The following is a 17,029-nucleotide window of genomic DNA, read 5'->3' on the forward strand; positions in this document are numbered from 1 at the left end:
CATCTATAAAAGATAATAAAAAACTACGTGGAAAGACCGCATTTTATATAAAAATATACGTTAAGTTGATGGATGTGTGTTCCAACCCCAAACAGGACAACAACTACAAAGACTTGCGTAAAGTTTGAAAACGGGAAATTAAATTGATCTACAAGATGGGCAATAACCCCCATTGCAACTAAGTACGATACACCAACTGTAAGAAGTGAAATAATCGGAACAACAGGTGAACGGAATACAATGATTAATACTACAAGAATGAAAATGATAGAAATAACTTCAGTCTTTTTCACTCCCTCTTGAGAAGATGTAAGAAAATCACCTGCTACTAAGTCACTTCCTGTTAAGTACGTTTTTACCCCTTTCGTTTTCACTTTATTATGAAGATTATTTGAAACTTTCGATATTTCACCATGTTTTTTATCTATCGATATTTGCGTTAAAATAGTCGTATTATCTTTAGAAACTAATTGTTTCTCTAATTCTTTATTATCTAAATGTGAAACAACTTCTTTAATTCCTAATTGTTCTTTTTCATTTTGCAAAGCATTGATTGTTTTTGTTATTTCCTCTTTTTGTTCAGTCGTTAAAGCTGTTTTACTACCACTATTAAAAACTGCTATAATCTCATACTTTTCTGTCCCGTCTTTATTCATTTCTTTTATCATTTTGTCAGCAATACTACTTTGTTCTGTATTAGGAATCGTAATGTGCCCTTTTTCTTTCACTAATTTATCCATATTAGGCATCGTAACGATCATTGTAATGGTAATAACTATCCACAATAGAAAAGATAAACTTCTCCAATTTCTCAGCTTGCTCATTTGCATCATCTCCCGCGATTAAAATTTCATGTTAGTTACGGAATAAATATTCATTCCTATTATTTTGAAAACACCCTTTCGGAATGAACGTTCATTCCTCTCGTTCTATTAATTTACTTTTTAGCTCTATTAAACTATGGATTTCGGAATGAATGTTCATTCCTATCCTTATAACGCTATAGAATCAAATGATTCTAATAGCATTCCAACAGCTTTCTTCCAGTTCTTTTACCAATTCTTCTGTATATTCTAATTGGCCTGTTTCCATTACTTTAATTAATTTTTCAATCGGTTGATATACAATGATAATTAACGCAATTGGTGGTAATGGACGGAGAAAACCTTTTTCGATTCCATCCTCAATCAAGTCCATAAAGAAACCCATAAAATCCTCGAATATTTCATTACTATGTTCATCGAGAAAATAACTATCACAGTGAGAATTCGTAAAAAGAAAAGCATCTGCATTTTGTCTTGCAAATTCAAATAAACGGTTGTATGTATGGCTAAACTGTTCACGAATATTTGCATTGACTGGAAAGTCGGTTTTTATTAACTCTGATAGCTGTAAAACACTTTTCGTAAATAAAGAATTAACAAGTGCTTCTTTATTTTCAAAATAACGATAAATGGTACCAGCACCTACTTTTGCTTTTTCAGCAATCATCGGAATTGTTGTACCATCATAACCTCGTTCTGCAAAAAGTTGTATTGCCGCATCAAAAATGTCTTCTTGTTTATTTTTAGCCATTTTTTCACCTCAATTTCAGGAATGAAAATTCATTCCGTTTTTAATTATAAATTACATCGGTTAAAAGTCAAGTGTATGACAAGTATCATTGCGTTTTTAATCCCTTGTTTTGTGAAAAAATTTATATCAGCGATTATTAAAATATATCAGCGATTTTCAGGATATATCGGCGCATCCCTAATTATATCAGCGATCTTCAAAATATATCGACTTACCGACAAAAACTGACAACATTTGAAGAAGCTATTCCAAATGAAATTTTAGAATAGCCCGATTTCAAATATGCAGATTAAAAGAAATCATAAATAAACGGCTTGTGCACTGGTACTACATTCTCAAATGCCCGTATTTCCTCTTCGCTTCCGCTAATTAATTCTAATTCATTTAGTTCTAATGGGCGTTTGTATCCAAGCAATATTGTAGATAGTGCATTTATATCTAGCTTGATCCCTTTATCCATCGGTTCTTCTATAATTGTTATTTCATAATTTGCAAGTCTCACCGATACATTATTCCACGGTGCAAATGAATCTGTAATGTGTAGAATGACTTCTTGTTGTACATTGTTCCAGTTTAACTCATACTGTTTTAAGAACTGCTCTACATCTACAATTCTTCCCATAAAATATGGTTTTATTTCTGTTTTCACACGTGGTTCTTGCAATGTATATAACAACTGTTCGTTTTCACTTACTGTCATTTCAAGCTCTTTAATCATAGAATCATGCTGGCAAATAAAATTCCATAGACCATTTCGTGCTTCATTATGCAGTGGAACAAATTCATCTACTGTCATTTTATAGTTTTCTATTTTATATAACATATAGCCGGCTGCAGTTTTATTTTCATCGTAATAAATTGCTAATGTTAAATCCTCATAAACAGCTTGTAACCACCATTTTTCATTGCGAACAAGCATACCAGAAAAACGTTCTGCAAATGTTTCATAAAGCTTCTCGACTTCTTCTGGGTGATTTTCTTTATTGAAACGTTTCACAGTACCATTCACTTGTTTTTTCATAACTAAATCACTCTTTGTCAAATGACATACGAGAAGATTCGCACAAAGTTCCCAGCCGTATTTACGGTAAAATGTAACAGCAAATGGATGTAACATTGATACTGTATATCCGTCTTTTTTCATCGTTTGAAGAGAATGTTGAAGCAATTCTTTCACATATCCGCTTCTTCTGTATTCTGGATACGTCGCTACCCCTGCAACGCCACCCATTTTAAATTTTTCTTTTCCTATGTATATATGAAACGGAATAAGGTGTAGTTTTGCAGCTAAGTCATTACCTTCCATAATACCGTATACTTCATGATTTTCCTTCATTCTTGTAAGTTGCTGCTGCATTCGTTCTTCTTCAACTTTATATTGAAAAGCGTATTCTGATAAGCGTAATGCTTCTCTAAATTTATCTTCTTTTAATCGTATAACGTTCATAAATTTTCCCCCTTCTTTATTTGAATTGTACCATAATTTAAAATATTACAGTGCGGTGAATGAAATTATATAGACTTAACGACACAAATTCAATATAAAAAAGCAGATACATCCTGTATCTGCTTCTCATCCATTTATTTAGTTAACCTTTGAAGTTCTTCGAAGAATGTAGGGTATGATACGCCTACTGCTTCTGCGTCTTCAATTGTTGTTTTTCCTTCTGCTAGACAGCCGGCAATCGCAAGCATCATTCCGATGCGGTGATCACCATAACTATTAACTGTATTTCCTTTTAAAACTGATTTCCCGTAAATAATCATCCCGTCTTCAGTTGCTTCTATGCGAGCACCTAGTTTCGTTAATTCCGCTACGACTGTATCAATACGGTTTGTTTCTTTTACTTTTAATTCGTGTGCATCTTTAATTACTGTAATTCCTTCTGCTTGCGTTGCCGCTAATGCGATTACAGGAATTTCATCAATTAATCTAGGGATAATATCTCCGCCGATTTCGATTCCTTTTAATGAAGATGTTTCAATTGTAATGTTTGCAGCTGGTTCTGATGCTCCTTCGTTAATTGGCTCTACAGTGAACGTAGCACCCATTTTCTCTAAAACATCAATAATACCTGTACGTGTTGGATTCATACCTACATTTTGTAATACTAGTTTACTATTTGGAATAATTGCACCTGCTACTAAGAAAAAGGCAGCTGATGATACGTCACCTGGTACTTGAACATCCGTCGCTGTTAACTTTTGTCCACCTGCTAGTTTCACTGTCTTTCCTTCGCGAGTTACTTTGACGCCAAATGCTTCAAGCATTCTTTCCGTATGATCGCGAGAAATATGTGGTTCTGTAACAGCTGTTACACCTTCTGCACGAAGTCCTGCAAGTAAAATAGCTGATTTCACTTGTGCGCTTGCTACCGGGGAAGTGTATTCAATTGCTTTTAAATCCCCACCACGTATTGTTAGCGGTGTAAACGTTCCTTCTTCGCGGCCATCAATGTTTGCACCCATTTGTTTTAATGGATTTGTTACACGTTTCATCGGTCTTTTTGCAATAGACGCATCACCTTGTACGCAAGAGAAAAATGGTGTATTTGCCAAAATTCCTGACATTAAACGTATAGTTGTACCAGAATTACCAACATCTAATACAGCTTTCGGTTCTTGTAAACCTTCTAATCCTTTACCAACTACAGTGACTTCATCACCGTTTTGTACGATGTCTACTCCCATTTCTTTAAAACAAGAAATCGTACTTAAACAGTCTGCACCAGGCAAGAAACCTTTAATTGTTGTTTTTCCTTCTGCAATCGCACCGAACATGACAGCGCGGTGAGAAATCGATTTATCTCCTGGAATTGTAATATTGCCATTTAATCCGTTATTAACAGGTTGTATTGTTCTTTCCTTCACGTTTTCACCTTCTCATTTAAATTGTTTCATACGTTTGGTATTTTTCTTCTCCAAGCGCTAGCTTTGCTTTCATACGATCTTCTTCTCGTTGGAAGCTAATACGTAATACCCCAAGCAATCCTTCACGTGCTTCTAATATTTGCAAGTTCGTAATACTAATTTCTTCGCGCGCTAAAATACTCGTAATGTGAGCCAATGCCCCTACTTTATCTAAAACATCGACGTATAAGTCGTGATAGGCAGGAATCGCCCCTCTCTTTCTTACCGGTAAAGAGTCACGGTATTCTTTCGCATCCGCAAAATAGTTTTGAATCTCGCCTGCATCTCCGCTAGAAACTGTATCATATAAATCTTCCATTTCAGAGATCCACTCTTTTAATAATACCATTAAATGCTCTCGATTTTGCTTAACAATATCACTCCACATTTTCGGACTACTAGATGCGATACGTGTAATGTCTTTGAAACCTCCAGCAGCTAGCTGATGGATAAGTGGATTATCTCCTGCATGTTTCTCCACTTGCTTTACTAATCCAGCGGCAATAAGATGCGGGAAATGACTAACGATCCCTGTTACATAATCATGTTCTTCTGTATTTAAAACAAGGAAATGTGACCCTGTTCCTTTTAACCAATCTTTTAACTCTTCCACAGGTTCATTTGGCATATGATTCATTGGCGTTAAAATATAAAATGCATTTTCAAATAAATGCGCTTTTGCACTTTCAACTCCCGTTTTATGAGAACCTGCCATCGGATGTCCACCAATGAAAGAAATTTCCTTTGAAAATAAAGCTTCCGCTTCATTCATAATTGTTCCTTTTGTGCTACCAACATCGGTTACAATAACATCTTTTCGTAAACGAAATGACGCTAATTTGTGTAATAACTTCTTCGTTTCTTCAACTGGTGAAGCAAAAACAATTAAATGTGCCTCTTCACATGCATGTTGTAAATTTACTGCTATTTCATCTACTACGTGTAATTCTTTTGCACGCTCTACTTGTTCTTGAAATATATCATAACCTGTTATCGTTACATCGTGCTCTTTCTTAATTGCTAATGCGAGAGAGCCTCCGATTAAACCAGTTCCAATTAATACTACCTTCTTATGCATTTGCCTCATCTCGAGACTTTCTTTTTTTATTTTCAAAGTGTTGTTGTAACACTGAAATCACTCCTTCATTTTGCTCCCTTGTTCCGACTGTAATACGGACGCCATTTGGGAACGGACGAATAATAAATCCTGCGTGTGCACAAGCTTCATAAATCTCTCCAGCATTCTCAACTGGCAAAAAGATGAAATTTGTTTGCGATGGATAAAATGGAATATCATGTTCCTTACAAAAGCTCTCGTATTGTTGTAATCCCTCTGTATTTACACGAACTATTTCCTCAATAAACTCCTCATCACCAAAAGCAATCGTCGCTGCTTTTTGTGCTAATGAAGATACGTTAAATGGCAAACGTACGACATTTAATTTTTTGATTAACTCTTCATGTCCAACCGCATATCCAACGCGGAAAGAAGCTAATCCGTACGCTTTAGAAAACGTTCTAAGTACAAGAATATTTTTATGTTTTTCTAAAAGCGGTAATGTCTCTGGAAAATCTTTTGCTGTTACGTATTCATAGTACGCTTCATCAATGACAATTAACGTATTTTCACTAATGCCTTCAATAAATTGAGTCAATTTTCGGTCATTCACATATGTGCCTGTCGGGTTATTTGGATTACAAATCCATACGATTTTTGTATTGTTATCTACTACTGAAGAAATTTCGTCTAAGTCGTATACACCGTTATTTAACGCAACTTCCTTCACTTCGCAACCTTCTATAATTGCATGATGACGGTACTGCGGGAATGTTGCTCCAGCCGTTACGATGTTATCACCTACTTTTAGTACTGCACGGCTTATTATTTGAATGACTTCATCTAAACCACTACCGCAAAGTACTTGTTCCATTTGCACATGTAACTTATTTGCAATTGTTTGACGGAGCGTTGTAGCACCTCCGTCAGGATATAAAGCATGATCCAACCACGATTTTTGCAACTCATCTAAAACTCGTGGTGAACAGCCGAATGGATTTTCATTCGATGCTAATTTAACAAACGAATGATCTCCGTACACTTCTTTCATTTGTTCAGGTGATTTACCTGGTTTATATGGTTGTAATGATGATAGTTGCTCTTTTACTTGCATGTTAAAACCACCTTTTTATTAAAATTCTTTTGCGTATTTATTATGTTGCGTAATGTTTTGTTGAATTAATTCCATACGATCTTTTCCGAATTGTTCGACTAGTGCATGTGCAAGTTCCCATGCTACAACAGATTCAGCTACTACACCTGCTGCTGGTACTGCACAGCTATCAGATCTTTCAATACTCGCTTGGAATGCTTCTTTCGTATCAATGTCAACGCTTGCTAACGGTTTGTATAATGTAGGTATTGGTTTCATTACACCTCTTACGACAATTGGCATTCCCGTTGTCATACCGCCTTCTAAACCGCCGGCATTATTCGTTTTTCTCGTGTATCCTTGTTCTTCATCCCATAAAATTTCATCATGCACTTTACTTCCTGGCTGTCTTGCCGCTTCAAAACCAACGCCAATTTCAGCACCTTTAAATGCATTAATACTCATAATCGCACCGGCAAGTTTTGCATCTAATTTACGATCGTAATGAACGTAACTACCGACGCCAATTGGCATACCTTCTGCAATAACTTCAACTATACCACCGATTGAATCTCCGCTACTTTTTGCGTTATCAATCGCATCCATCATCTCTTGTTCTACTGTTTTATCTAAACATCGAACTGGTGAATTTTCAGTAATTGTTTGAATTTCTTCAATTGACAAGTTTGAAATATGTTTTGCTTTTACTCCACCAATTCCAAGTACATGCCCTGCTATTTCTACGCCTAATTCTTTTAAAATTTGTTTCGCAACTGCACCAGCAGCTACACGAACTGTCGTTTCTCTTGCAGATGAGCGCTCTAGTACGTTTCTTATATCACGGTGACCGTATTTAATTGCCCCGTTTAAATCCGCATGTCCTGGACGTGGTTTCGTAATTGTACGTTTCATTTCTTTACTTTCTTTTTCCGAAATTGGATCTGCACCCATTACTTTCGTCCAATGTTTGAAATCATCATTTTTTACGATTAACGTAATTGGTGAGCCAAGTGTCATCCCATGACGAACACCACTTACAATTTCAACTGTATCTGTTTCAATTTGCATACGTCTTCCGCGTCCGTGCCCTTTTTGTCTTCTTAATAATTCTTTATTAATATGTTCCGCCGCCAGCGTTAAACCTGCTGGTACACCTTCTAAAATAACTGTTAACTGCGGTCCATGTGATTCTCCAGCTGTAATGTATCTCATTTCTCTTGCCCCTTTACTATTTTTTTGTACAAAAAAGTCCCTACTGAGCGCTCAGTAGGGACGATGTTCATCGCGGTACCACCCTAGTTGTAGACTTCTTTCGTCTACCTCTCTTCTTCTTTAACGATCATTAGACCGTCTTTCCCATCAAAACTTGACGAAAAAGATGCTCCAAGGCTGTAATTCATGCTTACCTTTGTACTGATTCACACCGACCATCAGCTCTCTTTAACAGTGAGATAACCACTACTGTTTCCTCTTCAGCGCATATATGATATGAAATTAAGATAATTTATTTTTGAATCCTTTTAACTCTTCCATGAATTTATGGAATTCTGGAATATCCATTTGTTGTGCAGAATCTGATAATGCAACTGCTGGATCTGGATGTACTTCAGCCATTACTGCATCTGCGCCAATTGCAAGAGCCGCTTTCGCTGTTGGTAATAATAAATCTCTACGTCCAGTTGAATGCGTTACGTCAACAACAACTGGTAAATGTGTTTCTTTCTTTAAAATCGGTACTGCTGAAATGTCTAATGTGTTACGTGTTGCTCTTTCGTATGTGCGGATACCACGCTCACATAGAATAATTTGGTCGTTACCTTGTGCAATGATGTATTCTGCTGCATTAATGAACTCATCAATTGTTGCTGCTAATCCACGTTTTAATAATACTGGCTTGTTAACTTTACCTACAGCTCGTAGTAAATCGAAGTTTTGCATGTTACGTGCACCAACTTGAATTACATCAACGTAGTCTAATGCCATTTCAACATCATTTGGATTTAAAATTTCACTAATGATTGCTAAGTCGAATTCATCTGCTACTTGGCGTAAAATTTGTAATCCTTCTACTCCTAAACCTTGGAAATCGTATGGCGATGTTCTCGGTTTGAAAGCACCACCGCGCATTAATTTTAAGCCTTGGTCTTTCATCGCTTGCCCTACTTGGCGAACTTGTTCTAAGCTCTCTACCGCACAAGGTCCCATGATGAACGTTTGTGTGCCGTTACCAATCAATTCACCTTTTACATCAACGATTGTGTTTTCTTGTTTCTTTTTACGTGATACTAGTAATGCTTTACGGTTATCATCTTCTTGTAATTCTAAGCTAGCTTTGAAGATTGTTTTGAAAATATGTTGAACCGTTGACGTTTCGAATGGTCCTTCGTTATTCTCAGCGATCATATCAAGTACTTCACGCTCACGTACTGGATCAAAACGTTTCGTACCTTGTACTTGCTTTTGCTCCCCAATTTTTTGAACGATTTCACCACGTTTGTTTAAAAGGTGTAATAGTTGTAAGTTAATTTCATCTACCTGTTTACGTAATTGATCTAATTCATGATTTGCCATTTGGAAATCCTCCTCTAATGTTTTAAAAGTATAGTAAGAGAATGAAAAATTCTCTATTTTCTGAACTGGTCAATTATACAAATTTAAAGTGGAATCGATACCTCTTCTTATTTTAAACTAATCATTCGTACAAAGACACTCTCTACTAGTTAAAAACCCACTTTTTTTGTACAAAAAATCCCTACTGATGCAATCAGTAGGGACGATATTTATCGCGGTACCACCCTAGTTGTAGACTTCTTTCGTCTACCTCTCTTCATTGTTAACGATCATCTGACCGTCTTTCCCTTCATAAAGATATATACTATCTTTACTACGAAAAAGATGCTCTAGGACTGTAATTCGCTCTTGTTTTTGTACTGGTTCACACCGACCACCAGCTCTCTGTTACAGGGAAACAACAACTACTGCTTTTCCTTTCAACGCATACATATTTGATTTTCAAGTTGGGCCACTAAAATACAAAAAGTCCCTACTGAATAAATCAGTAGGGACGATATTTATCGCGGTACCACCCTAGTTGTAGACTAACTTTCCGTCTACCTCTCTTCACTGTTAACGATCAATTGACCGCTTTTTCTTCATAAAGACAATACTATCTTTACTACGAAAAAGATGCTCCAAGACTGTAATTCATGATTATCTCTGTACTGGTTCACACCAACCACCAGCTCTCTGTTACAGTAAGACTAACCACTACTGTGATCTCTTCATTGCACTTTGTTTATTCAAATGTTTTTTGAAATTGAATAAGTATGATTCGTATTATAGAACGCTTTTCAAAACACTGTCAACAACTTTTTATATATTTTTTTAAATTACATTTTTGCCCTACATTTCTTCTTGTAAATTCTCCAGAACAATTCCGATGCGAATTATCTCATTATCTATTGCATTTATTACACATTTTTCTACTCTATATCCAATTAATAATTCTTTTATTTGAATGATTTCCGTTTCAAGTAAATTAGCTTCCTGAAGCGTTTGCAGTAAAGTGAAAAATACGTTTGCATACAACTCTTTATACATTTTTATACTCTCTGTCTTCTCAAGTATTTCATGAAATAACTGTTTTAACTCCGTTTGATTCCCTTTTCCACCCACGTCCAAAAATGTTTTACAAATGATAGATAATCCTCTTTCTACTATTTCATCCATAAATAAAATAATACGTAAAAGCATTACATATTCTCTAGCTGTGATTCCCCCCATTTTCGGTCGCTCTCGCAAAAATATACTGAGCCAAGCTGCCCAAAATTTTTGTTGTTCTTTTGCACTTAACGTTTTGACATAATAGCATAAGAACTGCATAAATTTAATTTTATTTTCTTCATTTTCTCGTATAAGTAAAGGGTATAACCAGTCTGTTTTTTGTTCCCAATACAGTACACATTTAATAAATACAAAACTGAGCCATTTTAAGAAAGCTTCCCTCGTATGCGGATGTAATACTTTCAAATGTTCTACCGCATACTTAATAATTCGCTTCATTTCTGTAAATAAAGGTAAATTAATTTGTGTGTAACATAGGCCAGCCCATGCATATTTCGTAATCTCATTTTCCTTCTTTAACTCTAAGTACGGTAACAAATATTTTCGGCACCATTGCTTCTCAATATGATAAAGAAATGTAATATCTGCTACTAAACGAGCTATCATAAAATTTGTTCGTTCTGTACTAATTCTTACTTGTTCTTCAAACAAAAATAAATATTCATACACATTACGATCGTATAAATGATCATATGATAACAGTTTTAATAATACTGCTGTCATTTTCCCAACAGGATGCTGAATCGATTCATTGTAAAAATCTTGTTTTGCCAGCTTAAAATCCGTGTCACTTTTCATGACTTGAGGGAATACCGAAAAAGCAAACCGCTTTACATTGCGTATACTATTTTCCTCTAACTCTTCTAATCGATTACTAATTTCATATAGAAAGCTACTAATTAACCAATGAAAAGCTGTATTTCTAACGAATTTCTGTAATAGAGGAATAACTTTTTGTATTTGTTCATTTGTCAGTCCTCGGTTATTTCGCCACTCCCTAATACAAACAAACCATACTTCATTACTTATTTCGTGCATTCCAACTAATTGATATGCAAATGAAATACTCCATTCTGTATTCAATTTACATGCTTTCGATAACATCTCTAAAAAATGACGTTGTTCAAAAACACCATCTTGAGAAAATTGCTGAACTTGCTTCATAATTTCATCGTCTTTTAGTTCCAATAATCCATCAGCTGTCACATTACAAGTAATACTTTGTTCTGCCGCCTCTTTCTTTTGTACACTGTATCGCTCAGAATGAAAATGAGGATGTTTTTGCTTCATTAACTCGTAACCTTTTGCCGTAGATGGACTATTCGAATCACAAGTGAATAATAAATCCAACACGAAACAAACATCAAATGCTCTTTCCTCCGCAAGGTCCTTTAATACAATTTGAATGACTTCTTCCTTTGTTTTTTCTAAAGAGAGTGCGTAATGATTTTTTATAAGTTGAAAAACTTCGTGTTTATACGTGACGTCTAAAAGAATTCCTTCCTGTAACAACCATTTCATTTTCTCATCGGCGCTAACAAATACATTTTTATTCATCGCATCAATTGCAATTCGATTTTGAAGTACGCTGTTTGCTTCTATCATTTCTGTAATATAATAATTTGCTTTTTTCTCATCGTTTTCACATAGATAGGTTAAACATTCTTTTACAATTTGAATTAAAAACGCTAGATCATTTTGCTGAAACTCTTTTTCCACATTTTCCTTATCCCTTTTTTTCAGTGCCGCTTGCCTTAGTGATAACATCCGCATCTTCTCTATTCCCATCATCATAATTGGAACGGCATAATAGGAAATATGCGGTTTCATCTTTTTATTCCAAATTTGCTCCACAAAAGAAAATGTAGACACGGGTAAACGACTCGATTCCTCAAGTTCTATTGATTCCCCGGTATCATTTCCCCACTTTCTTTCACGCTTCAACTTAAGTTTGCCGTCCAAAATAAACGTTAGTAACAATAAAGCGATTTCTTTATGCTCAGGAAAAGAACATTTTTACAGTAAGTAAGAAATTGTTTCGATCGATTTACTATCTTTTTCAGCTGTTTCTAATAAAAGCAGTGTCCACCTTGCAAACAACAACGGGTCCATTTTCATTTTCGTTTCGTTTAAGTAGCTACAAATTGTTCTCCATAATAACGGAGATAGTTTAGAATGATTTTTAAAAATTAATTGAAATAATTCTTTTTGATGACTAAAAAGAAATTGTTCCACTAACCATTTTGCAAGTAATTCATCTACCTCATTATAGTTTGATGTAATTAAAAATAAATTTTGTAATTTCCCTTCCGCTTCAAGCCATTCCACCCATTCATAATCGTGAGCAAATTCAACGAAGTAGCGGACTGTTTCAATTTTTTTTATAGATTGTTTTATGTATGATAATTGTTCCTGCTCTACTGACGGCGGTACTGTTACTATGTCACGAATTCGCATTCGTTTTGTAATATAATTATCCCCCATTAACTCCGCCCATCGTTTTACTGCTTTAACGAGAGATTGATGATTATTACCTTTATTCGGATATACAATCGGCCGTATTCCTAAATGCTCCCAGTGGTACGTATTTTCCCCTTGTGCGACAAATGCATAACGTCTTGTACTTGGTGGTAAACCAGTTGCTAAATATTTCATTACTGGGTCATTATGGCTATATCCAACGAATAAAACGGTATAATTCGAGAATAAATCAACTAAAAACCTTCTTGCCCATCCTTCTGTCAAGTAAGCCCTTCCAAAATCACCATCTGTTAAAATTAACGCTTCTTTTTCTTGTTCTATATTGCCATGTATGTAAGCAAGTCCTTTAAACGCTCTACCTGTAGGTAACGCAGGTGCGTAATATACGTTTAATTCTCTATTCATTTCTTTTATCGCAGTTGTAAAATGTCGATCAAAATTTGTTGTTACAATGCGAACTTCTGTATCTAAAGGAAACAACCTCGGAATCGCATAATGAAGCGGATTCGGCTTTGACTTTTCAATATGAACTAAATCTCTTGCAACTTGGTGTACATCTTTTGTTTTCGCAATTTTACCAAGATAATAATCATGCGGTTCTGTAATTTCACGTTTTTCGACATATAACGTTTTTGCAATTTCATCAACTAAATCATCAAAATTCGGTAAGTTTGATTTCCCTTTCATAGAAACTCCCGCTCCAACAAATAGCACTAACTTTCCTTTTTCAAGATGATCAATTAACTCGTCTGGAATTTCTACTTCTGAAGTAATCCACACCGAGGATTCCCCCTTACCTAAAAATGTCATATACTCTCATTTTACTATAACATTTTCCTTTTGTTTTTTTAATATTTAGACAAATAATTGACATGAAAAAGTTTTATGTAAATATATTCGTTACAATGTATGAACTCCTATATTTATTGCAAAACTATGGATAAAACGGAGGTGTAAATTTTGAATGATTTCACAGTAGTGCTTATCAAGTTTATATCGTGCATTATCGCATTTAGTATCGGACTCGCTTTATTTTTCCCAGCAACGTTCGTCCAAATTATTTCGTTCAGTCTCTTTGTTACAATCGTATCTTATATGTTCGTTGATAAAATCATATTAAATCGAATCGGTAATACCGGTGCCATTATGTCGGATTTCTTACTAACGTATTTAAGCGTATGGATTTTCGGTAATATTTTATTAGACAACTACATGCAAATTGCATGGGGAAGCATCCTTTCCGCAATTGTCTTCACATTATCAGAAGTAATCGTTCATCGCTTCTCTAACTCTCACACAAAGCACCACAACGATAATATTCGTATTAATCGTCGCTTCGCATATGGTACGGAGTTTGCTGAAGAGCAAAATATATTGGATAAAGATAAAAAGAAGTAATATTTTGATGTAGGAGCGCCCTTTTTAATTTTGTGGTGCTCTTTTTTTGTGTTTTCATTATGGTACGTGAAATTATATGAACGATTTTTCAAATATATCAACGATTATTGCAATATATCGACGTTTCGACAAAGGATATCGACTTACCGACATTATTTGACATGATTTCCTCTAATAAAAAACTGCCTCTTATTTAGAGACAGTTTCTTTCAAATCTTTTAACGTAACAACATTAGCAAACGCTCCAAACACTACGTTATGATGCTTCACAATGTCTTCAGCACGTAACACCTCTGTATCAAACGTACTATGTGCATCGCTCACTAACGTTACTTTATACCCTTCACTAAACGCTCTTCGCGTTGTCGTATCCACACAGTACTCCGTTTGCATTCCTGAAATGATAACATGATCGATTCCCTTGTCTTGCAATACTTCTTTTAGGTTCGTCTTGTGGAATGAATCTGGAGTCGTTTTTTCAACCACACACTCCCCTTCTAGTGGAGCAATTGCCGCATGGATTTTCCACCCGTCTGTACCTTTTTCTAACGGATGGTCTTTCGGTCCATTATGTTGCACATAAATAACCGGTATATCATTTAAACGGCATTCCCCAATAAGCTCTTGTAATGTCTCTAAAAACTTTTCCCCATTATGTACTGGCATTCCTGCTGTATACATACCTGCTTGTACATCGATTACTATTAATGCTTTTTTCATATCGCGCAGCTCCCTTTTATTTATATTCCATCATCCAACAATCTTCTAATACCCCTTCATGCAGTTCATGTTCCTTTAAAATCTTCACCTTTTTAAATCCACATTTTTCATAACACTTTATTGCACGTTCATTATTTACTTTCGGGTCCATTGCGATTGCTTCTGCTCCTATTTCGCTCAAAATGTATGTAATTGCGGCCTTAACAAATTTTGTTCCAATTCCTTTTCCCCAATAAGTTGGTTCTCCAATAAATTGATCCATCCCCCATACATTTTGTGATGCTTCATAGCCATATAAAGTTTTCCACTCCGAATCAACTGGATACATTTGAATATAACCGATCGGCACACCATCAAACTCTATTAAGCATCTTTTTTCATGACTATTTGGATTATGTATAAAATGATCCAGTACCATTTCTACTGATTGCGGGTTATCTCGTCCTTCGTAATATTGAAGTACTTCTTGGTCTGTTAACCATTTTGAAATGATTGGTGCATCCTCTTCTACTACGTACCTAACCGATACATTATCTTTTTGAAATAGCATATAGTACCTCTTTTTAATTCTTTATATTTTTCTTGTAGTGAAATCTTTCATTGCACCTATTAGTGCGTATGGTAACAATGTAATCGCAAAAAATGCTGTAAACACATTAAAATGAGGAATTTCATATGGAGTGAACCATTCTGTGAAAAATTGAGAATTTAATACTCTATTAAAAAATTCTCCGCCAGGTCTAAAGTTTGGTGCCCATGCAGTTACTTCACAAATAATAAACAACAATTGTAAAATTATAAATACCCCAAGATAGCGAAACCATGTTCGTTTCCAAATTGGTTGCGCCTTATTTAAATTCGCTTCCATTTCGCCCCACCTTTTTTATTTACATCATATTAATTATACACTTTCTACGTTTCATTTGTTAAAATTTTCTATATAATCATTCACGTTGGGGGAATACATTATGTCTAATCCTATAAAATCAACATTAATCATCCTTAGAGGAAACTCCGCAAGTGGTAAAACAACAATCGCAAAGCAACTACAAGAACATTTCGGACAAGGCACACTTTTAGTATCACAGGATGTTGTACGTAGAGATATGCTTAGAGTACACGACACGATCGGTAATTTATCACACAATTTACTATTTGAAATTACAAAGTACGGAAAAGGGAAATGTGAGTTTGTTATTTTAGAAGGTATTTTAAACAGTCGTAGATACGGTGATATGCTGAAAGAATTAATACATTTTTTTGAAGGAAACGCGTATACATATTACTTTGATTTATCGTTAAAAGAAACGATTCGACGACATAACACAAGGGAAAAGCGGCATGAATTTGGTGAGGACTCCCTACAAAAATGGTATAATCCGCACGATACAATTGAAGTTACTAGAGAAACTATTTTTACAGATAACTTCACACAAAAAGATATATTTGATGCAATTCTTAATGATGTGATGGTACGAAAATAAGACTGACAGAATATGTCAGTCTTATTTTCATTATGTTATATTCTAGATTTATTATAAAATCTTCACTTTAACTGTTTGTCTTCCCCAATTCATCGCTTTACTTTTTGAACCCATTAATACATCAATGCGATTACCTTTAATTGCACTTCCGGTATCTCCAGCGATTGCTTCTCCATAACCTTCTACCCATACTTTAGATCCTAATGGAATTACTTTCGGATCTACTGCGATAATTCTCATATTTGGATTAGCCGTTAAATCATGCCCCATCGCAGTTAAAACGCGTCCACCATATGTACCATTCTCACTCGGATCAGCAGTATATGCTGTCGCCACCACCGTTAATTCACGTTTAGCAGACTGCGCGTTATTTTTAGACTCTTCTTTTGCCTTTAGTGCTTCTCGTGCTTTTGCCTCTTCCTTGGCTTTGGCTATTTCTCGTGCTTTCGCTTCTTCCTTAGCCTTTGCTATTTCTCGTGCTTTCGCCTCTTCCTTAGCTTTGGCTATCTCTTGTGCTTTTGCTTCTTCCTTAGCTTTGGCTATCTCTTGTGCTTTCGCCTCTTCCTTAGCTTTGGCTATTTCTTGCGCTTTTGCTTCTTCCTTAGCCTTTGCTATCTCTTGTGCTTTTGCTTCTTCCTTAGCTTTGGCTATCTCTTGTGCTTTCGCCTCTTCCTTAGCTTTGGCTAT

The 17,029-nt window shown here is 35.4% G+C and carries 13 protein-coding genes, 2 pseudogenes and 3 other annotated features; of the genes and pseudogenes, 2 read left to right on the forward strand and 13 right to left on the reverse strand.

Annotated elements, in window-relative coordinates:
• Positions 1–77: 77 nt before the first annotated feature.
• From PDQ33_RS24870 to PDQ33_RS24910, 9 genes and pseudogenes are all read right to left on the reverse strand, one after another.
• A pseudogene (locus PDQ33_RS24870) lies at positions 78–824 on the reverse strand (MMPL family transporter); the annotation flags it as partial.
• A gap of 184 nt (positions 825–1,008) precedes the next feature.
• A complete protein-coding gene (locus PDQ33_RS24875; protein WP_001107293.1) occupies positions 1,009–1,575 on the reverse strand; it encodes a TetR family transcriptional regulator in 567 nt (188 codons plus the stop codon).
• Between the two features lie 289 nt (positions 1,576–1,864).
• On the reverse strand, positions 1,865–3,022 hold the full coding sequence (locus tag PDQ33_RS24880) for a GNAT family N-acetyltransferase (RefSeq protein WP_270756774.1): 1,158 nt from the start codon (positions 3,020–3,022) through the stop codon (positions 1,865–1,867).
• A 134-nt stretch (positions 3,023–3,156) separates the two neighbouring features.
• A complete protein-coding gene (gene aroA, locus PDQ33_RS24885; RefSeq protein ID WP_000664611.1) occupies positions 3,157–4,446 on the reverse strand; it encodes a 3-phosphoshikimate 1-carboxyvinyltransferase in 1,290 nt (429 codons plus the stop codon).
• Positions 4,447–4,462: 16 nt separating this feature from the next.
• Entirely contained in the window at positions 4,463–5,563 is a 1,101-nt protein-coding gene (tyrA, locus tag PDQ33_RS24890) for a prephenate dehydrogenase (RefSeq protein ID WP_061130977.1), read from the reverse strand.
• Positions 5,556–6,656, reverse strand: a complete 1,101-nt coding sequence (hisC, locus tag PDQ33_RS24895; protein WP_061130976.1) for a histidinol-phosphate transaminase — start codon at positions 6,654–6,656, stop codon at positions 5,556–5,558. The genes tyrA and hisC overlap by 8 nt, the downstream gene beginning before the upstream one ends.
• An 18-nt stretch (positions 6,657–6,674) precedes the next feature.
• A complete protein-coding gene (gene aroC / locus PDQ33_RS24900; RefSeq protein WP_270756775.1) occupies positions 6,675–7,847 on the reverse strand; it encodes a chorismate synthase in 1,173 nt (390 codons plus the stop codon).
• A gap of 53 nt (positions 7,848–7,900) precedes the next feature.
• Positions 7,901–8,120: a binding site (T-box leader), on the reverse strand.
• 9 nt (positions 8,121–8,129) lie between these two features.
• Positions 8,130–9,206 carry a bifunctional 3-deoxy-7-phosphoheptulonate synthase/chorismate mutase gene (locus tag PDQ33_RS24905; RefSeq protein WP_001273581.1) on the reverse strand — a complete coding sequence of 359 codons (1,077 nt, stop codon included), beginning with the start codon at positions 9,204–9,206 and terminating at the stop codon, positions 8,130–8,132.
• A 195-nt stretch (positions 9,207–9,401) separates the two neighbouring features.
• Positions 9,402–9,638: a binding site (T-box leader), on the reverse strand.
• A gap of 54 nt (positions 9,639–9,692) precedes the next feature.
• Positions 9,693–9,929: a binding site (T-box leader), on the reverse strand.
• 108 nt (positions 9,930–10,037) lie between these two features.
• Positions 10,038–13,550, reverse strand: a pseudogene (locus PDQ33_RS24910) (DUF4020 domain-containing protein).
• Between the two features lie 150 nt (positions 13,551–13,700).
• Between PDQ33_RS24910 and PDQ33_RS24915 the strand changes: the two are divergent.
• Positions 13,701–14,138, forward strand: coding sequence for a YndM family protein (locus tag PDQ33_RS24915; protein ID WP_000997701.1), 438 nt, complete (start codon positions 13,701–13,703; stop codon positions 14,136–14,138).
• 189 nt (positions 14,139–14,327) lie between these two features.
• Here the strand turns inward: PDQ33_RS24915 and PDQ33_RS24920 are convergent, their stop codons facing one another.
• From PDQ33_RS24920 to PDQ33_RS24930, 3 genes are read right to left on the reverse strand one after another with little or no spacing between them, the layout of a single operon-like run.
• The gene (locus tag PDQ33_RS24920; protein WP_061130974.1) at positions 14,328–14,858 is read right to left on the reverse strand and encodes a cysteine hydrolase family protein; all 531 of its coding nucleotides are present in this window, start codon (positions 14,856–14,858) and stop codon (positions 14,328–14,330) included.
• 16 nt (positions 14,859–14,874) lie between these two features.
• Complete coding sequence (locus PDQ33_RS24925) at positions 14,875–15,408, reverse strand: GNAT family N-acetyltransferase (protein ID WP_061130973.1); 534 nt, start codon at positions 15,406–15,408, stop codon at positions 14,875–14,877.
• Between the two features lie 21 nt (positions 15,409–15,429).
• A complete protein-coding gene (locus tag PDQ33_RS24930; protein WP_061130972.1) occupies positions 15,430–15,726 on the reverse strand; it encodes a YfzA family protein in 297 nt (98 codons plus the stop codon).
• A 100-nt stretch (positions 15,727–15,826) separates the two neighbouring features.
• On the opposite strand from PDQ33_RS24930, the gene PDQ33_RS24935 reads away from it, so the two are divergent.
• The gene (locus PDQ33_RS24935) at positions 15,827–16,342 is read left to right on the forward strand and encodes a kinase (protein ID WP_061130971.1); all 516 of its coding nucleotides are present in this window, start codon (positions 15,827–15,829) and stop codon (positions 16,340–16,342) included.
• Between the two features lie 51 nt (positions 16,343–16,393).
• On the opposite strand, the gene PDQ33_RS24940 is transcribed toward PDQ33_RS24935, so the two are convergent.
• The coding region (locus PDQ33_RS24940; RefSeq protein ID WP_270692999.1) for a 3D domain-containing protein at positions 16,394–17,029 on the reverse strand (636 nt) is incomplete at its 5' end.

The organism is Bacillus cereus group sp. Bc031 (genome assembly GCF_027716265.1).
Classification (GTDB): domain Bacteria; phylum Bacillota; class Bacilli; order Bacillales; family Bacillaceae_G; genus Bacillus_A; species Bacillus_A paranthracis.

Bases quoted from the DNA above. Each gene is read 5' to 3' on its own strand.
- PDQ33_RS24880 (WP_270756774.1), bottom strand. From the start codon at position 3,022: ATGAACGTTATACGATTAAAAGAAGATAAATTTAGAGAAGCATTACGC.
- PDQ33_RS24875 (WP_001107293.1), bottom strand. From the start codon at position 1,575: ATGGCTAAAAATAAACAAGAAGACATTTTTGATGCGGCAATACAACTT.
- PDQ33_RS24930 (WP_061130972.1), bottom strand. From the start codon at position 15,726: ATGGAAGCGAATTTAAATAAGGCGCAACCAATTTGGAAACGAACATGG.
- aroC (WP_270756775.1), bottom strand. From the start codon at position 7,847: ATGAGATACATTACAGCTGGAGAATCACATGGACCGCAGTTAACAGTT.
- PDQ33_RS24905 (WP_001273581.1), bottom strand. From the start codon at position 9,206: ATGGCAAATCATGAATTAGATCAATTACGTAAACAGGTAGATGAAATT.
- hisC (WP_061130976.1), bottom strand. From the start codon at position 6,656: ATGCAAGTAAAAGAGCAACTATCATCATTACAACCATATAAACCAGGT.
- PDQ33_RS24925 (WP_061130973.1), bottom strand. From the start codon at position 15,408: ATGCTATTTCAAAAAGATAATGTATCGGTTAGGTACGTAGTAGAAGAG.
- PDQ33_RS24920 (WP_061130974.1), bottom strand. From the start codon at position 14,858: ATGAAAAAAGCATTAATAGTAATCGATGTACAAGCAGGTATGTATACA.
- PDQ33_RS24935 (WP_061130971.1), top strand. From the start codon at position 15,827: ATGTCTAATCCTATAAAATCAACATTAATCATCCTTAGAGGAAACTCC.
- tyrA (WP_061130977.1), bottom strand. From the start codon at position 5,563: ATGCATAAGAAGGTAGTATTAATTGGAACTGGTTTAATCGGAGGCTCT.